Annotated in this window: 16 protein-coding genes; 10 read left to right on the top strand and 6 right to left on the bottom strand. The window is 42.1% G+C overall.

The window, feature by feature from the left end; genetic code table 11:
* The first annotated feature begins 567 nt into the window (after positions 1–567).
* The 5 genes from AACT23_RS12655 (at position 568) to sstT (ending at position 4,682) form a co-directional block, all read left to right on the top strand.
* A complete protein-coding gene (locus AACT23_RS12655; RefSeq protein WP_094126690.1) occupies positions 568–1,488 on the top strand; it encodes a DUF368 domain-containing protein in 921 nt (306 codons plus the stop codon).
* A gap of 143 nt (positions 1,489–1,631) precedes the next feature.
* On the top strand, positions 1,632–2,060 hold the full coding sequence (locus tag AACT23_RS12650; protein WP_094126688.1) for a hypothetical protein: 429 nt from the start codon (positions 1,632–1,634) through the stop codon (positions 2,058–2,060).
* Complete coding sequence (locus AACT23_RS12645; RefSeq protein WP_013868355.1) at positions 2,057–2,665, top strand: SCO family protein; 609 nt, start codon at positions 2,057–2,059, stop codon at positions 2,663–2,665. The genes AACT23_RS12650 and AACT23_RS12645 overlap by 4 nt, the downstream gene beginning before the upstream one ends.
* 1 nt (position 2,666) lies before the next feature.
* Positions 2,667–3,110: a copper chaperone PCu(A)C gene (locus AACT23_RS12640; RefSeq protein ID WP_094126686.1), complete on the top strand. Its 444-nt coding sequence runs from the start codon at positions 2,667–2,669 to the stop codon at positions 3,108–3,110.
* Positions 3,111–3,464: 354 nt separating this feature from the next.
* Positions 3,465–4,682, top strand: a complete 1,218-nt coding sequence (sstT, locus tag AACT23_RS12635; protein ID WP_026028166.1) for a serine/threonine transporter SstT — start codon at positions 3,465–3,467, stop codon at positions 4,680–4,682.
* A gap of 111 nt (positions 4,683–4,793) precedes the next feature.
* On the opposite strand, the gene AACT23_RS12630 is transcribed toward sstT, so the two are convergent.
* Complete coding sequence (locus tag AACT23_RS12630; RefSeq protein WP_017045034.1) at positions 4,794–5,939, bottom strand: tetratricopeptide repeat protein; 1,146 nt, start codon at positions 5,937–5,939, stop codon at positions 4,794–4,796.
* Positions 5,940–6,284: 345 nt separating this feature from the next.
* Positions 6,285–7,922 carry a glycoside hydrolase family 13 protein gene (locus AACT23_RS12625; RefSeq protein ID WP_094126684.1) on the bottom strand — a complete coding sequence of 546 codons (1,638 nt, stop codon included), beginning with the start codon at positions 7,920–7,922 and terminating at the stop codon, positions 6,285–6,287.
* 218 nt (positions 7,923–8,140) lie between these two features.
* On the opposite strand from AACT23_RS12625, the gene AACT23_RS12620 reads away from it, so the two are divergent.
* The 3 genes from AACT23_RS12620 (at position 8,141) to AACT23_RS12610 (ending at position 13,102) form a co-directional block, all read left to right on the top strand.
* Positions 8,141–9,058 (top strand): LysR family transcriptional regulator, encoded by a 918-nt coding sequence (locus AACT23_RS12620; protein ID WP_094126682.1) that lies wholly within the window; start codon positions 8,141–8,143, stop codon positions 9,056–9,058.
* A gap of 323 nt (positions 9,059–9,381) precedes the next feature.
* The gene (gene malE / locus AACT23_RS12615) at positions 9,382–10,560 is read left to right on the top strand and encodes a maltose/maltodextrin ABC transporter substrate-binding protein MalE (protein ID WP_026028892.1); all 1,179 of its coding nucleotides are present in this window, start codon (positions 9,382–9,384) and stop codon (positions 10,558–10,560) included.
* 76 nt (positions 10,561–10,636) lie between these two features.
* The gene (locus tag AACT23_RS12610) at positions 10,637–13,102 is read left to right on the top strand and encodes an amylo-alpha-1,6-glucosidase (protein ID WP_013868348.1); all 2,466 of its coding nucleotides are present in this window, start codon (positions 10,637–10,639) and stop codon (positions 13,100–13,102) included.
* Positions 13,103–13,250: 148 nt separating this feature from the next.
* Here the strand turns inward: AACT23_RS12610 and AACT23_RS12605 are convergent, their stop codons facing one another.
* Complete coding sequence (locus tag AACT23_RS12605; RefSeq protein WP_094126680.1) at positions 13,251–14,102, bottom strand: MalM family protein; 852 nt, start codon at positions 14,100–14,102, stop codon at positions 13,251–13,253.
* 65 nt (positions 14,103–14,167) lie between these two features.
* Complete coding sequence (locus tag AACT23_RS12600) at positions 14,168–15,442, bottom strand: carbohydrate porin (RefSeq protein WP_026028891.1); 1,275 nt, start codon at positions 15,440–15,442, stop codon at positions 14,168–14,170.
* 438 nt (positions 15,443–15,880) lie between these two features.
* On the opposite strand from AACT23_RS12600, the gene glgX reads away from it, so the two are divergent.
* Complete coding sequence (glgX, locus tag AACT23_RS12595; RefSeq protein WP_013868345.1) at positions 15,881–17,878, top strand: glycogen debranching protein GlgX; 1,998 nt, start codon at positions 15,881–15,883, stop codon at positions 17,876–17,878.
* Between the two features lie 99 nt (positions 17,879–17,977).
* Here glgX and ulaG read toward each other — a convergent pair whose 3' ends face one another.
* Positions 17,978–19,045 carry an L-ascorbate 6-phosphate lactonase gene (gene ulaG, locus AACT23_RS12590; RefSeq protein ID WP_013868344.1) on the bottom strand — a complete coding sequence of 356 codons (1,068 nt, stop codon included), beginning with the start codon at positions 19,043–19,045 and terminating at the stop codon, positions 17,978–17,980.
* Positions 19,046–19,168: 123 nt separating this feature from the next.
* Complete coding sequence (gene ulaR / locus AACT23_RS12585; protein WP_026027147.1) at positions 19,169–19,924, bottom strand: HTH-type transcriptional regulator UlaR; 756 nt, start codon at positions 19,922–19,924, stop codon at positions 19,169–19,171.
* 390 nt (positions 19,925–20,314) lie between these two features.
* Here ulaR and AACT23_RS12580 point away from each other — a divergent pair, with 390 nt between their 5' ends.
* Positions 20,315–22,075, top strand: a complete 1,761-nt coding sequence (locus AACT23_RS12580; protein WP_026028425.1) for a PTS ascorbate-specific subunit IIBC — start codon at positions 20,315–20,317, stop codon at positions 22,073–22,075.
* Positions 22,076–22,139: the final 64 nt, after the last annotated feature.

Here is a 22,139-nt window from a genome sequence, read left to right as displayed (position 1 = left end):
GATTGATCGATACGGATCATCCTTATGGATATTGTTTATTTACAATGATATACGATGTTTATTTGATGGGTTTTACGAACATATGGCCTAACTGGTTTTGCTCGAAAAACATCTTCGCTCACGGCTTTTGATTGTCATTTGCAAACTCTCATTAGACGAGCGAGGAGGCGTATCATACCTAACAGACAAAAAAAGAGCCAACCGCAATGATGCGATTGGCTTATATATAGTGTGAACAAATTCATTCACTAACAACGTCAGTTGGCTAGGTGACCCTCGGCTTTAAGAAGGGTCGAATAGTATTATGCATGAAGTATGCCAACTAAAAAAGGTCTGCTTTTTAGCTATGCATCGCATTAATTCATCAAAATGTAGTACTTTTTTGCATTACGCAAATTGCATTATGCGAAACGAATGCAAAACAATACTCACCCAGTTGCTATAAAACAAACTAACTTTCTGCGCTTTTTCACCTTAAGCCAGCACCACTCACTCATCTTTTGTACAAGCATTTCTTAGTTATTTCATTATATACTTCCGGCACATACACTTAATCATGCAGATTCAATGAACTATTTCAGTACGTTTTTAAAAGGGATGGCCATGGGCGCCGCCGATGTTGTGCCGGGTGTTTCGGGTGGAACCATTGCATTCATCACTGGTATCTATGACACTTTGCTTGAAAGCATTCGTAGGATTAATCCGAGTTTATTGCGCATAGTCAAACGAGATGGGTTAGCCGCCGCATTTCAACATATTAATGGCTTCTTCTTGCTCGCACTGTTTGGGGGAATATTCACCAGTATCCTCTCTTTGGCTAAACTCATTTCTTGGCTGTTAGCCACGCATCCTATTCCCATTTGGTCATTCTTCTTCGGTTTAATTCTGGTTTCGGTGTTCCATATTGTGAAACAAATTGAGCAGTTCAAACTTTCTCGGTTGCTCTTCGCTTTGCTGGGAATTGCGTTTGCTTACAGTATTACGGTACTTAACCCAATGCAGATGGAACCAACAGCGCTGAACACAGTTCTAGCCGGTGCTATTGCCATCTGTGCCATGATTCTACCGGGAATTTCTGGCAGTTTTATCCTGTTGCTGATTGGTATGTACGCACCGGTACTGGGCGCGGTGAAAGAGATGCAAGCCGATATTTTGGCACTCTTTCTACTCGGATGTGTCGGTGGTTTACTGAGTTTTTCTCACGTATTATCTTGGTTACTCAAACAATTTAGAGATTTGACCTTAATTTTTCTTACGGGATTAATGATCGGCACCTTACCCAAAATCTGGCCTTGGAAAGAAACGCTCACTTGGCGAACCAATTCTCACGGCGAGCTCGTTCCTTTACTACAGCGAAACCTTTCTCCATTGGAATTTGAGTCCATCACTTCACAGCCTTCGCAACTGCTGGTAGCCATTTTATTGATGCTTTGCGCTGTTGCCCTTGTGCTTGGCTTGGAGCAATATGCAAAACATCACGATGTGTAAATCACACCGCATAGCATGAATGAGTAAAGGTGGGGAAACTCACCTTTACTATATTGATTTGTTGCACATTTTATCTATTCGTCACCACTGAAAAAAAATAGCTGTGATAACATTCGCGTTTTATAACCGCTTGGATTGTCCCCATGCACAACGCAATCAAAATCGGCGTCTTTGTTCTAGCCCTGCTAGCGGGTTACTTTAGCAGCGATATTTTCAATTGGCTCTCTTCAGCAAACTCTTCTCCAGACATTAATCGATATTGCCAGTTGTCGAGTGCCCCTTGTCGACAAGGAGATGTTGTCATGACATTGGCACACGATAAATCTCAACCTTTGGTGGCTAACACTCTGACCGTTGAATGGCCGCAAGCCAATGCAAGTAAACTCACACTCACACTCAATGGGCTAGAGATGGAGATGGGCACCGCTAAATATGTACTGACGCCGCAGGAAGACGGGCTCTACACAGCACAGATTGTACTCCCAGTTTGCACGACTGAAAAAATGACATGGATTGGCGAACTCTCTGATGGTCGTACCCAAGTATTTCCGGCAATAAGGATGGAAAGATGAGTAAAAATTGGTCTCTAGCATTGGTGGTTGCGTTTGTATTAGGCTTTGGCATAAAAACCTATTTTGATACGCAGCAAAGTATGGATTTAGAGAGCGGTAATAGCTCATCTTCTGAAGTAATTTTATTTGGCAAAGCAAATCAACCCATCTCTATTTTTGATACTAAAGATGAACGCATACGTGTTGTTTACTTCGGCTTTACACGCTGCCCAGATGTCTGCCCAACATCTCTGGCTATGTTAGCAGGTGCACTCAATCAACTGGATGATGTAACCAAAGCAAAGCTGCGCCCTTTATTTATCTCTCTCGATCCAGAGCGTGACGCTGCTGATGCTTCTCATCAATACGCCCAATATTTCCACCCTATGATCGAGGGGCTTTCTGCTCCTTTAGACATTACAACACCACTGGCGCATCAGTATGGCGTCATTTTCCGCAAAACCGAATTAAAGGGATCTGAACTGAAATACACATTAGATCACAGCTCCTACTTCTACTTTTTACAACCAGATGGAACATTAATCACTAAAGTTCCACACACGCTTTCACCGGCTCCCATTGTTGAAGCCATCAAAACAATAATGACGTCATCACAAGGAAAATAACATGAAGCTCAATGCTCTTTTTTTAGCAAGCCTTGCCCTTAGCCCACTAGCTTTTGCGAACACAGATATAATGGTACATCACCCTTACGCACGTGCTACCGCACCAACCGCCACCACCAGCGCAGTATTTTCTCAAATCATGAATAAAGGTGAAACGGACCGTTTCATTGTATCGGCCAACACCGATGTGGCAGGGAAAGTTGAGTTGCATGATGTAATCACCGAAGGAGACGTGATGAAAATGCGTCAAGTCACTGAATTTAAAATTCCGGCCAAAGGGCAGGTCGAACTCAAACCGGGCGGCTTGCACATCATGCTTTTTGATTTGAAGAAACCATTGGTTGAAGGTGAAAAGATTGACGTACAACTGACCTTTGCCAATGGTGAGCAGCAAACCATTACTGCACCAGTAAAAAAAGTGATGAGTGGTATGGCACACCATTAAAAAGAAGAGGGTGAGCGATGTTGGCTTACCCTCTTTTATCATCGCACTAACCGCTCATTGTCCAGTTTAATGGCGAGAGCGAAACATCCCGACGAGAGGCTTATCATTCCACCACCACAAATGCTACATTTTATTTACATTTCACTCAAAATCGATTGCATTTCCACACATTGATTAATTATTTGTGCTGATTATCAATTAATTCTAGACACAATATCCCGCGTAGATATCATTACCCCCTTCAGTGGAGTTCACTGATGTCACTATAACTCTATTTGTCTACCATAACCGATGCTATGGCTTCGTAGTATTTAGGTCATGCAGGATGTAATTCGATTTATTGCAGGGATAACTATGCAAAGCAACAATATTTTCGCCCGTTTTGCGCGTGGCAATTTGGTTCTGCAAATACTCGCCGGTATCGTTCTCGGTGGGATATTAGCAACCCTTTCACCCGATGATGCGAAAAGCGTCGGCCTACTTGGCGACCTTTTCGTTGGCGCACTTAAAGCCGTAGCGCCGATCCTCGTGTTTATTTTGGTCGCCGCGTCCATCGCAAACCAAAAGAAAAACCAACACACTTATATGCGCCCAATCGTGGTGCTTTACCTTTTTGGAACCTTCACCGCCGCTCTTACTGCCGTTGTATTGAGCTTTATCTTCCCTACAACCTTAACATTGGTTGCGGGGGCAGAAGGTGCAACGCCTCCTCAAGGCATCGCTGAAGTGCTTAATACCCTGTTGTTTAAGCTGGTTGATAACCCAGTCAATGCTCTAATGAGTGCAAACTATATTGGCATTCTGGCATGGGCTGTTGGGTTGGGCTTAGCTTTACACCATGCCTCAGCAACAACTAAAGCCGTATTTGAAGATTTAAGCCACGGCGTTTCACAAATTGTGCGTTTTATTATTCGCCTAGCACCGTTTGGTATTTTCGGCTTGGTTGCATCCACGTTTGCCACGACTGGCTTTGAATCTTTGGCTGGTTATGCCAACCTTTTATTCGTATTGCTCAGTGCTATGTTGATCATCGCATTAGTTGTCAACCCAATCATTGTGTACGCGAAAACTCGCCAAAACCCGTATCCATTGGTGTTCCAGTGCTTGCGTGAAAGTGGTGTCACCGCATTTTTTACACGTTCAAGCGCCGCCAACATCCCAGTAAACATGGCATTGTGTGAGAAACTAAAACTGGATGAAGATACTTATTCAGTCTCGATCCCACTCGGTGCGACCATTAATATGGCTGGTGCCGCCATTACTATCACGGTTCTCACCCTAGCGGCAGTAAACACAGTAGGTATTGAAATTGACCTGATGACAGCCTTGCTACTGAGCATCGTTGCTGCTGTTTCTGCATGTGGCGCATCCGGTGTGGCAGGTGGTTCACTGCTGCTGATCCCGCTCGCATGTGGGCTATTTGGCATTTCAAATGACGTAGCAATGCAGGTTGTTGCCGTTGGCTTTATCATAGGCGTGATTCAAGATTCAGCCGAAACCGCGCTCAACAGCTCCACAGATGTTGTCTTCACCGCTGCGGTTTGCCAAGCTGAGCACAATAAATCAGCATAATCATTCGATACACTAAAACCGATACCAACAAAAATCCCCAGTCGATTCGCTGGGGATTTTTATTTGAGAGATTTTTTATTTACAGTGCTTAGCCACTTTATCGATCCAGCATTACCTGTCCATTGAAGTATTGGAGAAATCTAATCGCGTTAGAACCTCATGATCATCAGATGGGCTGGATGACAAACGCTCTTCGGAGGCATCCGCCACTACGCTCAATGAGAGATCATCTTCATCAGGCAACTCCCCTTTCTCTGGGATAGGGATCCCACGTTTGTAGAGCTTGTTCAGCGCCTTAATAATTGAGTGTTTACTTACAGTACCCGCGCCGATTTTCTTCATGAGTGGTTTGGCCAACGATTGTAACCCCACAACAGAATCGACACCGATACGTGAGCCCACTTGATCTCTTAGCACCTTTGCCGGTTCAAAACCAAAATGAGCCGATAAAAATAACCAAATATAAGCAATAGCATTGCCATTTGAACCTTTATCTATCCAAGCTTCTCCTGCGTGATACATCGCCTCTACATGACCTTTTTCAGAAGCTCGCTCTAACCAATAACAAGCTTTACTGTGGTCCATTGCGACACCAACACCCTTAAGGTAATTCAAGCCTAGTTTCATCTGTCCTATCGGGCTATTTAGCTTCGCGGCTTTGGAATACCAAAATGTTGAATCCGCTGGTGATGGCGCGATATTGTCGTGTGAAACACACCAATCCCCCATGAAAATCACAGCGTCGAGCAAATTCGCTTCCGCAGCCTCTTGTACTAACGAGACTCCTTTCGCAGTATTCGCTTCCACGCCACGGCCATGAATATAGGCCATGCCAGTTTCATACTTTGCGGTTAAGTTACCTTCAATTCCTGCAATACAAGTCTGCCAAAACTTCTCTTTTTCCCGCAAAATCAGATCATCTCGAAACTTTTGGCAAATCCGAACAACACCATACATTCCCGTAACATTGTCATAATTTGCCGCTTTGTCATACCAGTACATCGCCTCTTTGAGGTTGGTTCGTTCGGCTTCTTTCGCTAAATACAAAATCGTCGGCACATGGCCTGTTTCGGCCTTAAACAAGCGATCTTGTCTTTCTTGTTCACGTGATTTTTCTATCGCTTTGCGATAAGCGATTTCTCTCTCTTTTCTCTCTTCCTCTAAGCGTTTTTTGCGCAAAGAGAGCGAAAACATCCACACGAAGATGAGGATAAGTGATAACCCGGTTGCGCCTATGGCAATCCCAATAGTGCTCATTGATTCAAATCTTATTTAGCTGATTAACTTCATTATCGACCATTTTTCTCAATCTTTGAAAAAGTCTGACCACATTCATTCTGTCTCGAACCATTTAAAGCATACGAAACAGTCAAATTCGTTCATCCAAAACAGAGAGGCCACTCTATATCTAATGCTCGTGATATCTAATGCTCGTGGATTAATTAAGCCACATAGCCTTAGCACTAAGATAGTACCGTACTCTTTTCAAGAGTGTTACGCACAATCACACTAATTGAGGAATAGATTCCGATTTGGGTCAATGAATGAAAAAACGCAGCCAAATCGCTGCGTTCATTCCAGATCAAAAATGAGCCACTCACTTTACTCTCTCATCAAAACCGCGATGGATTGATAAGGCTCGAGTACTAGGTTTTCTTCTAATTTTTCAATCTCTTGATAATTAGAGCTCAAACACTCCACCGCTCTCAATTGAAACTTTTCGGGTATTGTTAAACAAACCGTGGCCGATGAAAAATTACTGACCACGACAATTTGCTCACCTTGGTACTCGCGCACATAGCCAAACACTTGGTCATGTTCTTCAAATAAAGGCGTGAACGATCCATAGACGATGGACAGGTGTTTTTTACGCAGTGCAATTAACTTTTTATAGTGATGGTAAATCGATTGTTTATCAGCAAGCGCTTGTTCAACATTGACTTTTAGGTAGTTAGGATTCGCCTCTATCCACGGAGAACCTTGAGTAAATCCGCCGTGTTTATCCGCTGACCATTGCATTGGCGTTCGAGCGTTATCGCGGCTGTTTTGATGAATAGCATCCAGCATATGCTGATGAGAAACGCCCGATTCTGTCTTCACACGATAAAAATTTAACGTCTCGATGTCTCGGTATTGATCGAGCGAATCGAAGGCCACATTCGTCATACCAATCTCTTCGCCTTGATAAATATAAGGCGTGCCTTTCAGAAAGTGTAAGCTCGTTGCCAACATTTTCGCAGATTCAACTCGGTAGCGTTTGTCATCACCATACTTAGATACAGCGCGTGGTAGGTCATGATTATTCCAAAATAATGAATTCCAACCCTGATCGGCAAGCTCAATCTGCCACTTGGTTAATACCTGTTTAAACTGCTTAAGATCTAACGGAATAGGATTCCATTTGTCACCATGCTCCCACGTCAAAGTGATGTGTTCAAATTGGAAAACCATCGATAACTCACGACGACTCGGCGCACTGTACAGTTTTGCAATGTCTGGTGTGGCTCCCCAAGTTTCTCCCACGGTCAGCAGATCTTGATTACCAAAGGTGGCGGCATTCATTTGCTGTAATAACGGATGCAAGCGCGGGCCATTACCAGTAATGCCCTTATCAATTTCTTTGCCAATTAAATCAATAACATCTAATCGAAAACCACCAATACCCTGTTCAATCCACCAATTCATCATGCTGTGCACTTCTTGCTGCACTTTAGGGTTTTCCCAATTCAGATCTGGCTGACGTTTAGAAAAAAGGTGGAAGTAATATTGCTGCGTTTGCTCATCCCAGTGCCAAGCACTGCCACCAAAAATTGACCCTGTATCATCCGGTACACTGCCATCCGGTTTTGCATCCCGCCAAATGTAGTAATCTCGATACGGATTGTCTCGCGATTGCTTCGCTTGTAAAAACCATTGGTGTTCATCCGATGTGTGATTAACGACAAGATCCATCACTATCTTAATATTGCGTTTTTGTGCTTCGCTCAGTAAACGCTGCATATCTTCCATGGAACCAAACTCTTGAGCTATTGCTTGGTAGTCAGAAATATCATAACCGTTATCATCCATTGGAGATTGATAAACAGGAGATAGCCAAATAACGTTAATGCCTAACTCTGCAAGGTAATCAAGCTTACTAATAATGCCATTTAAATCGCCGATACCATCGTGATTAGAATCGTAAAAACTGCGCGGGTATATTTGGTATACCACAGCGCTATGCCACCATTTGGGTTCCATGATATTGCCTTTTTGTAAATTAATTTATTGCTCATCATAATGAGAGCTGACGCAAAGTAACAATAGAACATTCCCCATATGATATAGCCAATACCTATATCATAAGAAAAATCACTATAGTTAGGCCTCTCTGCATGCAAAGAGATTAAAAAAACATCACCTAAAATGTGATTTATGCCAAACATGATAGCAATAAGCAGAAGACAAGATAAAACAGCATGGATAAATCCCTTCGATATTTTTTGATGGTTGCGATTGAAAATAATATTAAGCAAGCCGCAGAGAAACTGCATATCAGTCAACCATCTCTCACCACAGCAATTAAAAAGCTTGAACATGAACTTGGAGTTGAGCTATTTATTCGCCGCTCAAAAGGTGTAGAGCTCAGCGCTTATGGCAAACTATTTAGGGAGTATGTGCAGGAGCAACAAGAAAAGCAGCAACAACTGTTACATCAGTTCACCGATATGCAACAGAGACATCAAGGAAAATTAAAGCTTGGCACTGGGGAAGCGTGGTGGGAATTATTTGTTCGCGATACGGTATGCCTATATCAAAAAAACACCCCTAATTGTTCAATACATTTGGAATTTGGCAATAACCTTTCTTTGATCCATCATTTGGTGCAGGGAGATATTGACCTCTTTATTGGCCATGAAATTCAAGATCTACACGAAAGGTGTAAAGTCCATTTCCAACCTTTGTTCCGAGACCAAGAAGCATTTTTTGTATGTTCAAGCCATCCGATATTGAATACAAAAAAAAGTGATGATGAACTTCTGATTGAACAAGCCCAATACCCTCTCATCCGCGTCACGCCGGATCATTCTCGACATCGTACAATGTTGGCTGAACATGCATCACTGGCTAAACAATATACGGAACAAAGAGAGAGTAAAAGAGCCATCTATGATGTCGATTCTTTATTTGCTAGCATAGATATATTAGAGATGGCTAACGCTGTAATGCCATATAGCGATAAAATGTGCCATTGGATGGCCAGAAGAAATATTGCAACATTAACCATCAACAAAAAGAAAAAAGGTAATGTAGGAATTTATATTAAACAAGGCATAGCTGACCCCAAAATTACCAGTTTTATTGAAATACTAACGAAATATACCTCTTCCTTATGAAGGCTAACACCCTACTAAACAAATTATTGAAGATCAGTGTGGACTAAAGCCTTGATAAAATAGGCTTCCGGCACACAAAGCGGGCATTACAACAATAGTTTTTGTTTTGGTTCACACTTTTGAAAGTAGAAAAACTCACCGTGTTATCTACCGTAGTTACATTCTATCAATATTAGAGCAATGATATTGATAGAATCTATATCAAACTCACTTTCATCTATTTCTTATTGCAAGCAAAAGCCGTTATATTTTCAACAGGACTTACACTCAAGGACTCATGCGTACCATATTCGCTTCGGGCCTAGGTAAAACAGGAAATAGTGATGAAAAATTCAATTAAGAATCTGTCTATCTGTACACTGGCCACTTTAATGGCGGCACCACTGATGGCGATGCAAGAAGGTGAAATCACCATTTGGATTAACGGTGATAAAAGTTATGATGGCTTAGCGCAAATAGGCCAACAATTTGAACAAGATACTGGAATTAAAATCATTGTTCAGCATCCAGAATCGCTTGAAGCGAAATTCCAACAGCACGCTGCAACTGGCAGTGGTCCTGATATTATTTTTTGGGCACACGATAGATTCGGTGGCTATGCAGAAGCAGGCTTGCTTCACGAAATCAAACCAAGTAAGCAATTTAAAGAAAAGTTGGTCGATTTCAGTTGGGATGCCGTTACCGTTAATGGAAAATTGGTTGGCTATCCTCTTGCTATTGAGGCCCCTTCTCTTATTTACAATAAAGATCTGTTACCAACACCGCCTAAAACTTGGGAAGAACTAGTCAGTATTCATAATACAATGGAGAAACAGGGTAAAAAAGCCATCATGTGGGATATTAAAAATGCTTACTTTACTTGGCCTGTTATTTCCTCTGGCGGTGCCTATGCTTTTGAAAAAATTGTAGGGGGTTACAATGCCAAAAGTACCGGAGTTAATAATGAAGCAGGAATCAACGGTCTGCAGTTTTTAGTTAATATGGTTAATCAAGGTGTATTGAACCCAAACATGGATTATGCCGTCTCTGATGCTGCATTCAGCAAAGGAGAGGTGGCCATGACGATAAACGGCCCATGGTCTTGGGGTAATTTAGATAAATTAGGCATAAATTATGGCGTTGCAGAGCTGCCAACGCTAAACGGTGGCAAAGGTAATCCTTTTGTTGGCATTCTAAGTGCTGGGATTAATTCGGCCAGCCCGAATACTGATCTTGCCGTTGAGTTTTTAGAAAATTATGTCTTTCAAGATGATGCACTAAAAATCATGAATGACGATAAGCCACTTGGCGCAGTAACGTTAAAATCGTTTCAAAAAATCTTAGAACAAGATCAGCGAATCAAAGCCACTATGATTAACGCCGAAAATGGTGAAATTATGCCTAATATCCCACAGATGACAGCATACTGGTTTGCCGAAGGGGCAGCGATTGATAATGCGATGCAAGGAAAACAAGGTGTCAAAGAAGCATTAGATATGGCAGCGAAACAAATCACGAAATAATTCATCCCCAACAAGCACAATTTTCATGTTCACCTTTGGGTACAGTCTACTGTACCCCTTTTTATAGGTATCGGTCATGACTTCAAAATATAGACATTCTCAAATTACCTCAATAAACCAAACACAAACACGCCTTCTCATATGTAAGGAGTTCACGCCGATATGTGGTGTAGAACCGAGTACACCAAGAATTGATGGCACTTTAGAGCTAGAAAATTTATTTTCAAATCTAGCAATAGAAAGTACCTCAAAATTTTCTTATGTATTCAGTGATGGCGTGGATGGATATTATCAAGGACATACCTATGGCTTCAGCTCAAGCGGTAATTACCGTCATTCTCAAGGTTGGTATTTAGGTCAATTTGCGTCATTTGTAAACGGTAACATCAATGATAAAACACAAGCCAGTAAAGCCCGCTTGATGCCTTTTGGCATTGAACATCACTATGTTGGTACATCTTCTGTAGAATGTTTGAGCTTATTACAAGGTCAACGACTTGCTTGTCTCACCATCACCTCTGAGTCCAAACAATCTCTTGCCATACTCCCTGAGCTTAATATATTAGTAAATGCAAGCAAACCTGAATGCATCGATGACGTCCTTATCTATGAAGTAAATGACGCAAATTCTGTTAGCGAAGAACCACGTTTTATTGCGATTAGCGCAAATCAATCCGTTATTGCCAAAGAAATGGCAACCGATGAATGTGCAACCACCTCTAAATTAATGGGTTTAAGTGATTCTAATGTAAAGCTGATGATTAGTTCCACTGAATCAACCCAAAAACTAGTCATTTACCTCTACTTTGAAAGCACCAAAACAGAGGCAATAAAAGGAGCTCAACTCGCAGCGCAAAACCATGCAAATATTATTTTTCAAAACAATCTGTATCGCTTTCTGACACGTAATTATCTATGGACCAACGATCTGGAGTATAACCGAGCCGTGATGTGGTCTAGATTGGCAAGTCGTACATTTGTGAACCAAGAGTTTGGTTCTGGTATATGGGCTGGTTTACCCTGGTTCAAAGACTGTTGGGGAAGGGATACGTTCATAGCCTTATCTGGGACAAGTCTCATTAATGGTCAATTTCCAGAGTCCAGAGCAATCATTGAAAATTTTGCTTCCATGCAAATGCAAGATCATACTTCAGTCAATTACGGTCGTATTCCCAATCGAGTAACGAGCAAAACGGACATAATATATAACACGACCGATGGTACGCCTTGGATGATTAGGGAGGTGATGGAATATATTAATTACAGTGGCGATATCGCTTTTGCAAAGGATATTTATCCGATTGTAAAACGATTTATTGATGGGATAGAAAGTAATTATCTTAGTGAAGATGGGTTACTAAAACATCGTCATCCCGATACCTGGATGGATGCAAAAATCAAAGGTCAAATTCCATGGTCTCCTCGCGGACCGAAAGCTAATGATATTCAAGCATTGCTATTTGAAAGCTTTCATGTTGCGGCACGTCTGGCAGAAATGAATAAAAATGATCTAGATCATCGATATTATTTAAAATTAGCTGAAAAATTAAAGATGAGTTTTATCAGAAAATTTTGGGATGAGGATAAAAAACAACTAGCTGATCATCTAAAAGAGTTCGATATACCAGATAATAGCGTACGTCCAAATCAATTAATGGTACTATCTATCCCACAGACAGAAGCCTTTCTCCCACTAGAAATTGGGCAATTTATTATTCGAAATAGCATTGATCATCTTTTATTTCCATGGGGTATTTGTTCCTTAGAGCAATATCACGAAGATTTTCACCCCTACCATGATAATCGCTCTGAGTACCATAAAGATGCGGCATACCATAACGGTACGATTTGGGGTTGGAACGCTGGTTTTACCGTCAGTGCATTAACAAGTTTTAGCAAGCAAGATTTGGCTTTTCAATTATCCAAAAACTTAGCCAAACAAATTTTGCAGCAAGGACATCGTGGCACAATGAGTGAAAACCTCGATGCTTATCAACATGATGAAGACAACTTGATAGAAACAGGTACCTATGCTCAAGCCTGGTCTGTTTCAGAATATGCACGAAATGCTCAACAAGATTACCTAGGCTTTAAACCAGAATTGTCGAAAAATAAGATTAATCTTTCACCGAAACTACCGTCATGCTGGACAAGCTTTAGTGCGACCCTCCCATATGGTCAAGATGAGAATTTATACTTCAACTGGCAATGCCGCGATGGTAAGGCTAGTTATATGATCAATCCACGATACCTGAGGGCTGATCTCATATTGAATCTCATATTGGAGTTGGGGAATTATCAAATAAATATTGAGTGCGACTTAACAAAAAACGTGGAAATAATACTAGATGTAAACACTGATGATATTAAATTCAACAGAAATGATATTATTGTAAAAAAAGTAGTGGCTCCATCTTATCCTGAACTCTCTAAATTAAAGTTCACTTATCCCAATTGGCATTTAACGCATAATTCTTTAAAGCAGAACGACTACCTTCAAACCAAGCGTCATAGTCAAAACTTACAAAAGGCAGTTGATTAGTATAACCACAGCTCCTTCATCATCAATGAAGGAGCTTATATATCAGAAACCACACCATTCAGTGCCCATCAGGGATATAGAAATCTAGGATAAGAATCATCCATAAAAACGATGACATACCAATATAACGCTTACCTTAAGTTTTTAATTATTTGGCATTAACGGCTTTAATAAATGCTTGCTGAGCACCATCAACATTCAACATTTTCGCTTCATCTAATAAGCTTAGAGCTTTTGCTACATCACCAGTATTGACGGCATTTTCAATAGCTGATATGTAATATTTTTTCGTTTCTATCTGCACAACTACTGCTACTGCTACTGCAGTTTGTTCTGATGCTGGCTTTTCAATTTTCCTCTTTGTTTGATGAGACTGTAAAGATAATGTCTTGATTTCTAGTTTAAATTGACCAAAGTGGGATGATATATATGTAGGGTCCGTGACCATTGGCATCGCTTCACCAAGATCTTTAGCTCTAACCTTCGCTGGATGATCGACCTTGATTGTTTTCCCAAAATATTGCTCTGGAGAGTAAATAATAAAATAAGGTGTCTGCTTAGAGTCTACCTGAACGTTTACATAATATTGTGTTCTTGTAAAAGCATCCGAGGTTTTAATTTTAAATTTTGGTAAATCAATTTCAGAAACAATATTGAACGTCTGATCTAACATAATTAATTTTGGCAAAAATACCGCTTTATCAAACATGTAGCTACTAAGCTGTATTTGCACTTTTGCTGAACGTTGAGGGAGCTGAAAAGCATTAAAATAGCTATTGCCATCTGTAAAGTGGCCAATAGGGGCACTTTCATCAATATCAAACTCGATACTTTCATTGCTTTGTAGCTCAATCCAAGGAAAGTCAGCATAATTATTACAGCATACTTTTGCGTATGAGATAGCCTCAGTAGACGAAAGGTTTGAGGTAGATGGAACTGAACTACAGGCAGTCAAAGCTGCTCCGAGGATAAGGGTCATTAATGATTTTTTATTATTCATCGTTATTCTCTATCATTTACAAAGCAAAAAAGGCAGCCAATAGGCTGCCTTAAATCTTAGTTGAGTTAGAACCAGATTTCAGTGTGGACACCGATAACTGTTTCATTTTTGCCATCTTTGATGCCAATTTGTGATGCGCTTGCTTCATCATCAGCAGAAATATAGCTAATGTATGGTTTGATTTGTGGACGACCGAAGTAATCAGCATTGACTGTAAATGCAGCAGCTAATTCCACATTGAAAATATCGCTTTCTAGTGCCTCACCAGTACGACCCCAGTAACCTTCAGCTCCCTCTTCATGAGCATAAGAACCTGTCATTTCAAGACGTAGGTTATCATTCACTTTATACGATGGACGAACAGCAGCAATATAACGTTTCAAATCTTTAGCACCAAATAACTCATCCAGCGCACCAAAATAGGTAATTTCAGAGCCCATTTGCCAGTTTTCGGAAATATTCAGTACACCGTAAGAAGTCAAGAAAATAGACTCTTGCTTATCATCACCGCCTGACCAGCCACCAAAGTTAACACCACGGTTTTGCGCAACACCTTTACCATATGCAATAGCAGATTGAGCCCAACCATCCAAGCCGTAATAGCTAGAATTTAACGTGATTGATGCGCCAAAACCATCATCTGATTTACTGTCTTTGTTCGCTTGTTCCATGTATTTAAAATCAAAGTCTAAGCTACCAAAACCAACATCGACACCGTAGTAGTACAGATCGTAAGATGAAAGCGTTGTGCGTTCAGGGTTTGTCGTTGCTGCACCTGCATCAGGATCGGCAACCACCACCGCAAATCCTGCAGTATTGCCAGCAAGCTTAGTTTGAACACCAGCACCTACGCCAGAAGATTGTTTCCAAAATTCACCAGAAAGAATACCAGCAGCACGGTTTAGGAAACGTTGACCAGCCCATATAGATGTGTCTTCTCCTAAGTAGGATAAACCACCGATTTCAACAAAAGTTTCTTTCACTTCAAATTGTGCAGTGTCATTGGCTTTTTGACTACCAGATGAAGAATAAGCGTACGAGTTACCATTACCGTATTCAGAACGAACAGTGAAATTTGACCAAACACCATTTTCATGTTCTGTGTGTTTCTTAATTACAAACTCAACCTGATTGGTGCTTTTTCCATGAGTACCCGCTGTTTTGTAATCTGGTTTACCAAACTCTGTATCAACAGTTTCACCATCAACCATGCGGAAATTCATTGAAGCATACCCATGAACTTCCCATCCGTCTTTTAGTACATCTGTTTCTGCAGCAAAAGCAGAACCTGCTGCTAGAGTAGCAGCCACTGCGGCAGCAATTACACTTACTTTTTTCATTCTTAACTCCATTAAGGACGATTTATATTTATGGAAAATTTTAACTACGGACAGCATTTAAAACTTTCACTCTTCTCCTATTGGAACCTGCAAGGCAGTTGACAGATAGACGCTAAAAGAAGAGGTAAGACGGGACTAAGTCCCCAGTTGTTTCAACGGTGATAAGATTACTAAAGGCGTAATAGGCTTGCTTCCTCCACCTCAAAGTAATTTGGGGGGGAGGAGAAAGGATGAGTAATTTTATAGTATGGCGTTTTTAAAGCACGGATCACGGATTTCAGGGGGAGGAGATCAGTTAATGGTTATAAAATAGAATACAAAATGCCTTATTGATCACTATTTAGGGCCAATAACATCATTAAAATGAAATAAAATTACATTCAAATTTTATTCATTGGGCGCTTGACCTAATATCAACAAAGCTTTTTACTTAAAGCGATGACGTGCAGCAAAATAACAATTAAAGATGCCCATATGAAATGTACTATTTCTAGCCCTTACCCACTCGGTGCAACCCTTGATAACACAGGTTGCAATTTTGCTATTCATGCTCCAGCAAATAAACAGCTTCTACTCGCTCTGTTTGATCAACAGGGAAGTTTCACCACCCACGAGTTAGAGAATGAATATGCGGGCGTGAAGTACACTCATGTGCCAAACATTAAAGCAGGGCAAAAATACGGTTACCTCATTTTAAATGGTGACGAGCCGCACTATATTTCCGACCCCTACGCGAAGGCGATAGATAAAAACTTAGGCTATAAAACACCATTTAGTTCAAAAAAGAGTTTCGAGCTGCCTAAGTGTGTCGTGGTCGACGATCAATTCGATTGGCAATCAACTAAAAAGCCACACATACCTCGCGATAAGACTATTTTATTTGAGACCCATGTCAAAGGGGTGACCAAACTCAATCCACGTGTGCCTAAAGCAGAACAAGGTACTTATTTAGGCTTAATCAGTGAGGAGATGCTGGAGTTTTATCGCAAGCAAAACATCAACACACTACAGCTACTGCCCATCGCGGCTTGTATGCATGAGCCACATCTATTGGATATGGGCAAAGTCAACTATTGGGGATATAACCCCTACCTGTTTATGGTGCCAGATCCACGTTATGCGCAAAAAGATGCGGTAACGGAACTGAAAACGGCTATCAGAGAACTGCATCGTCACGGAATTGAAGTGATACTGGATGTGGTTTATAACCACTCAGCGGAGGGGGGCGAAGATGGGCCTATTTTCAATTTAAAAGCACTCGACCCTAAATATTATTTAAAACACGGTCAACATTACGCGAATTTTACCGGTTGTGGTAACACCATTGATCTCTCTTATCAACCCGCCCTTAACCTAGTCATGGACACGCTGCGCTACTGGGTTAGCGAATACCAAGTCGATGGTTTTCGTTTTGATTTGGCCGCAACGCTTGGAAGAAATGGCGATAATTTCAGCCCCGATGCTGCGTTCTTTAAAGCGGTGGCGCAAGATCCAACGTTAAAACGAGTTAAATTGATTGCAGAGCCTTGGGATATCGGTCCAAACGGTTACCAAGTAGGCAATTTTCCTTTCGGTTGGAATGAATGTAACGACAAATTACGTGATATCACACGCAGCTTCTGGCGCGGCGATCAAGGCTATTTAAAAGAGTTCGCCACACGCTTAATGGGCTCGCGCGACTTGTACAGTGCCGCCAACTGGCCCTACAAACTGACCGTCAATTACATCACTTATCATGATGGCTTCACCATGCAAGATTTGGTGTCATACAAGCATAAGCACAATGAAGCGAATGGTGAACAAAACCGAGATGGTCACGGTGACAATCGCTCCGACAACTATGGCGTCGAAGGCGAAACAGAGAACATGGTGATAAAAGCAACTCGCGAAAAGCAAAAACGCAATATGATGGCGAGCTTACTTTTTGCTTTTGGCATTCCTCATATTCTCACCGCGGATGTGCTTTCTCATACTCAGCAAGGTAATAACAACGCTTATTGCCAAGACAATGAGATCAGTTGGCTTGACTGGAACATGACCGAACGCAAAAGCTACTTCAAACATTGGTTGAGTCAAATGGTGGCGGCAAGACACCTTTATATGGTGCCCTTTATTCGTGCTTTTAGCGGTGAGGAACGTAATGCCAACCGCGTATTCTGGCGACGCGTGGATGGCACACTGATGGAACATGATGATTGGAACCGCTTAAGTTCTGTGGCATTGCAGATGGGCATTGGATCGGATGGGGCTGAAATGCTCTATTTGATCAACCAAACCAACGCACCCGCTCGTTTTACTCTACCTAAAGATCGTAACCAAAACTGGGAAGTGATATGCGATACCAATTTACGTAACGTACAACCCGGCCATGCAGAAGGGGAGCTGTTACAGTCGCCCATATCAATGACAATTTTGCACTACCAACCTGAAGTATAAAATCAAGCGATGCACATCGCTTGATAAGCAAAGATATTGCCAATAAACAAAGAGGCCCAATTGGCCTCTTTCTCTTCTCTAATTTTTGCTTTCAGAACATTACAAGAATGCTTTGAAAGGCAGCTCTGGTTCATCGACAAAAATATCTTTAAAGCCTCTGAAATGCTGGTAATGCATACGTCCTTTGTCGGTTGGGTAGGTGTATTTTCCACCCACTTGCCAAAAGAATGGCGCAAAACCGTATTGCAGACGATCTTTTTTCATTTGCCACAATACTTCAATTTCACGCGGGTCATTTTGGAAGTTAGCCCAAATATCGTGATGGAATGGGATCACCACTTCACAATCTAACGCCTCACCTGCGCGCAAAATATCAGATGCAGTCAGCTTATCTGTGATGCCTCGTGGGTTTTCACCGTATGAGAGCAGCGCCACATCAATCTTGTAGTCATTACCATGCTTGGCATAGTAGTTCGAATAATGCGAATCACCTGAATGGTAGATTGAGCCACCGGAGGTTTCCAATAAGTAGTTGACCGCGCGATCATCCATACCATCAAGAATCCCCTTATCATAAGATGAAACACCTTTAGGCAGCGTAATCAACGCAGTGCGATCAAAAGAGTCCAGCACTCGGATACTGATATCGCCGACTTCAATGCAATCACCCACTTTCGCCACAATGCAGCGCTCACTCGGTACTCCCCAGCCTTGCCACAGGTCAACGCAAGCTTGTGGCCCAATAAATTTCACATGCTCACCACAGTTTTGCAGCACAGCTGCTGCGACATTAATATCGATATGATCAGCGTGATCATGCGTCGCCAGTACCGCATCAATCTCTTTGATGCCAAATGGGTCCAACACAAAAGGAGACGTTCTTAAGTTGGGTTGCAGTTCACGCACGCCCCCCATACGCATCATCTGATGCTGTTGATTCATCAAGGCATTCTTTTGCGTTTTCTTACCCGTCCCACACCAAAAATCGATCGAAAGATTGGTATTACCTGCACTTTTTAGCCAAATGCCTGTACAACCAAGCCACCACATAGCAAAGGTGTTAGCTTCCACTTCGGTCTTTTCTATCTCTTCATTCAGCCAAGTTCCCCACTCAGGAAACGTACTGAGAACCCATGAATCGCGTGTGATTTCATCAATTTTACTCATAGCAACACCTTTTATTTCACGATCAGTTAGACAAATTTTGGATGTAGGGAGCCAAGCGTCTTAACCAAAGGTGAAGACACTGAGCCTGTGTTTATTATTAGAATGTGTAGAGCGAAGTGCTTTCTATACCAGAATCACTTCTGTCCCCTGCTGTTGTAGCGCTTGGATAACTTGCGGATCGGCGGCTTTGCCAGTGATAACAATATCAACCTTGCTGGCGGGGCAAAATAGCATGCCCGTACGCTGCCCAACTTTAGAACTATCCACTACCACCACTAACTTACCGATTTGCTCTAGCATTTGTTGCTCGGCAACGGCGGTGAGCATATCGGTTTTGTATAGGCCATTTTCCGTCAGCCCTTTGCCACTGGTGAACATCCAATGTCCGGCATAACCACCTAACGAATCAGGGGCGGGGTTGAGGAAAATGTTTTGTGCTTTGTTGTACTGCCCACCAATGATGATTACATCGTCGTGATCTTCATTGATAAGGTAACTGGCCAGTGGAAAATAGTTAGTCACGATTTGAACATCTTGGCCACACAACTCTTTACCGAGCAAGAAGGCGGTAGAACCACAGTTAATTACCACACTGTCACCTGGGTTGCAGAGCTTAGCCGCAGCCATGGCAATCTGTGATTTTTCATGGAAATGATCCGTACTGTCGATATTTAACGGCGTCCACGCTCGCTTTCTAATCTCTAAACGTTCAGCACCATTGCGAACTTTCTTCAGCTTACCTAGCTCATCTAACTTAGAAATATCGCGGCGGGCCGTTGCTGGTGACACGTTAAATTTCTCAATAATATGCGTGACGTTGATGGTGCGCATATTGTCTAGCAAAGACAGTATCTCGTTATGTCTTTGTACTTCGTTCATGGTTATCACCTTATCTTTTCATCAAGTGATTACTTGGTGATTATTTATGATTTGTTTTGATTCTATTTCTCATCCATCACAATGTCAAACACTGGACGAACAAAACTTCCCTCTCGCTCACAATAAAACATAACCAATTGATTTTATTTGAAATAAAATTTTAACTGTGACTTGAGTATCAAATAATGTCTCCATTTGGCGAAGAAATTGATAAAAATCAAAATAATCACAAATGAGCATTGAATGATTACTTTTGATTGGTAAAGTCTATTTCGTGAGCAAAACAGGATTGAAATCGGCATCACCTTGCTGATTCACTCTGACCTACACCCAGCTTCGAGTAAGACGGGAATACACATAACGATAAATAGAGAATCAAGGGGTAAAGATATGCAGTTCATCTACGATATCTTCTACATTTTTTATAGCCAAGTAATGACTAAAGCACCTTTGCTGCTGGGCTTAGTCACCCTTATCGGTTACTGGTTATTAAGAAGAGATACCACCACTATCATTAAAGGGTCGATCAAAACCATCGTCGGCTTTATGTTGGTACAGGTGGGTGCAGGGACCTTAGTGGCAGGCTTTAAGCCTGTGATTGAGAAATTATCGGAATATCATGGTTTAACTGGCTCGGTTATCGACCCGTACACCTCAATGATGGCCACCATGGAAATCATGGGGGATGATTATTCTTGGGTTGGTTATACCGTACTACTGGCACTGGCGATCAACATCTTGCTCGTTTTGCTGCGCCGCTACACAGGCATTCGCACCATCATGCTAACGGGGCATATTATGTTCCAACAGGCAGGATTAATTGCGGTGTTCTACCTTGTGCTGGGCGCAAGCATGTGGGAAACCATCCTTTATTCGGCTGTTTTGATGGCGCTCTACTGGTCTATCTCGTCCAACATTATGTTCAAACCCACCGAAGCCGTCACGGGTGGAGCCGGTTTCTCCATCGGCCACCAGCAACAAGTCGCGTCTTGGATTGCGGTTAAGATTGCCCCCAAATTGGGCGACAAAAACGAGAGTGTCGACCACCTTGAGCTGCCTAAATGGTTGCACATTTTCCACGACAGTATTGCCGCAACCGCGATTGTGATGACGCTATTTTTCGGCATTATTTTGCTCTCATTTGGTTTAGACAACCTGCAAGCAATGGCGGGAAAAACCCATTGGTCTATCTACATTCTGGAAACTGGCCTTAAATTTGCGGTAGCGATTCAAGTTATCGTAGCGGGTGTGCGTATGTTCGTTGCCGAACTGTCTGAAGCCTTTAAAGGTATCTCAGAGCGCGTCATTCCTAACGCGGTTTTAGCCATTGACTGCGCCGCTATCTACGCGTTCTCACCTAACGCCATGGTGTTTGGTTTTATGTGGGGCGCGATTGGTCAATTTACGGCGGTGCTGGCCATGCTCGCTTTTGATGCACCGATCATGATCATTCCCGGCTTTATCCCGATGTTCTTCTCCAACGCAACCATTGGTGTTTTTGCCAACCACTTTGGCGGCTGGCGCGCGGTCATGAAGATCTGTTTTGTGATGGGTATCATCGAAGTCGTTGGCTCAGCTTGGGCCATTCATATCTTCAACCAATACGGTACTGAATTCAGTGGCTGGATGGGCATGGCCGACTGGGCGTTAGTCTTCCCGCCAATCATGCAAGGCTTATCCGTCTCAAAACTGTTCTTCTTTGTGCTGATTGCATTGGCTGGTGTGTACATGTTCTTCGCCTCTAAAAAACTGCGTGAAGAGGAAGATGCACAAGGTTTAGTAAACATCAGTGACGATCCAGAAGTCATCGCCGCCGTCGAACAAGCACTGAAAGTCAGTGATGGCGTGCGCCCAGTCAGCATTTTAGCCGTGTGTGGCAATGGGCAAGGCTCCTCAATGATGATGAAGATGAAAATCGGTAAGTATCTGGAGAAAAAAGGCATTCCACACGTGATGGATTCCTGCGCAGTATCTGATTATAAATCTAAGCTCGCCACCACCGACATCATCGTCTCATCAAAACATCTCTCTGGTGAGATGGAGCCCGGAGAAGGCAAATTTGTGCTCGGCGTACAAAACATGCTGAATCCGAACTCTTTTGGTGATGAGCTGCTCGATATCATCGATAAAAACTTTGTCACTTTGAAATAGCTATTACTACAAAACGATAAGTACAAAAACGATAGGTACAAAAACAATAGGTGCCAGACGCACT

The organism is Vibrio sp. V09_P4A23P171 (assembly GCF_963875615.1).
Taxonomy (GTDB): Bacteria; Pseudomonadota; Gammaproteobacteria; order Enterobacterales; family Vibrionaceae; genus Vibrio; species Vibrio anguillarum.
Note: the sequence above shows the minus strand (reverse complement) of the source record. Positions and strands in the feature narration are given on the sequence as shown.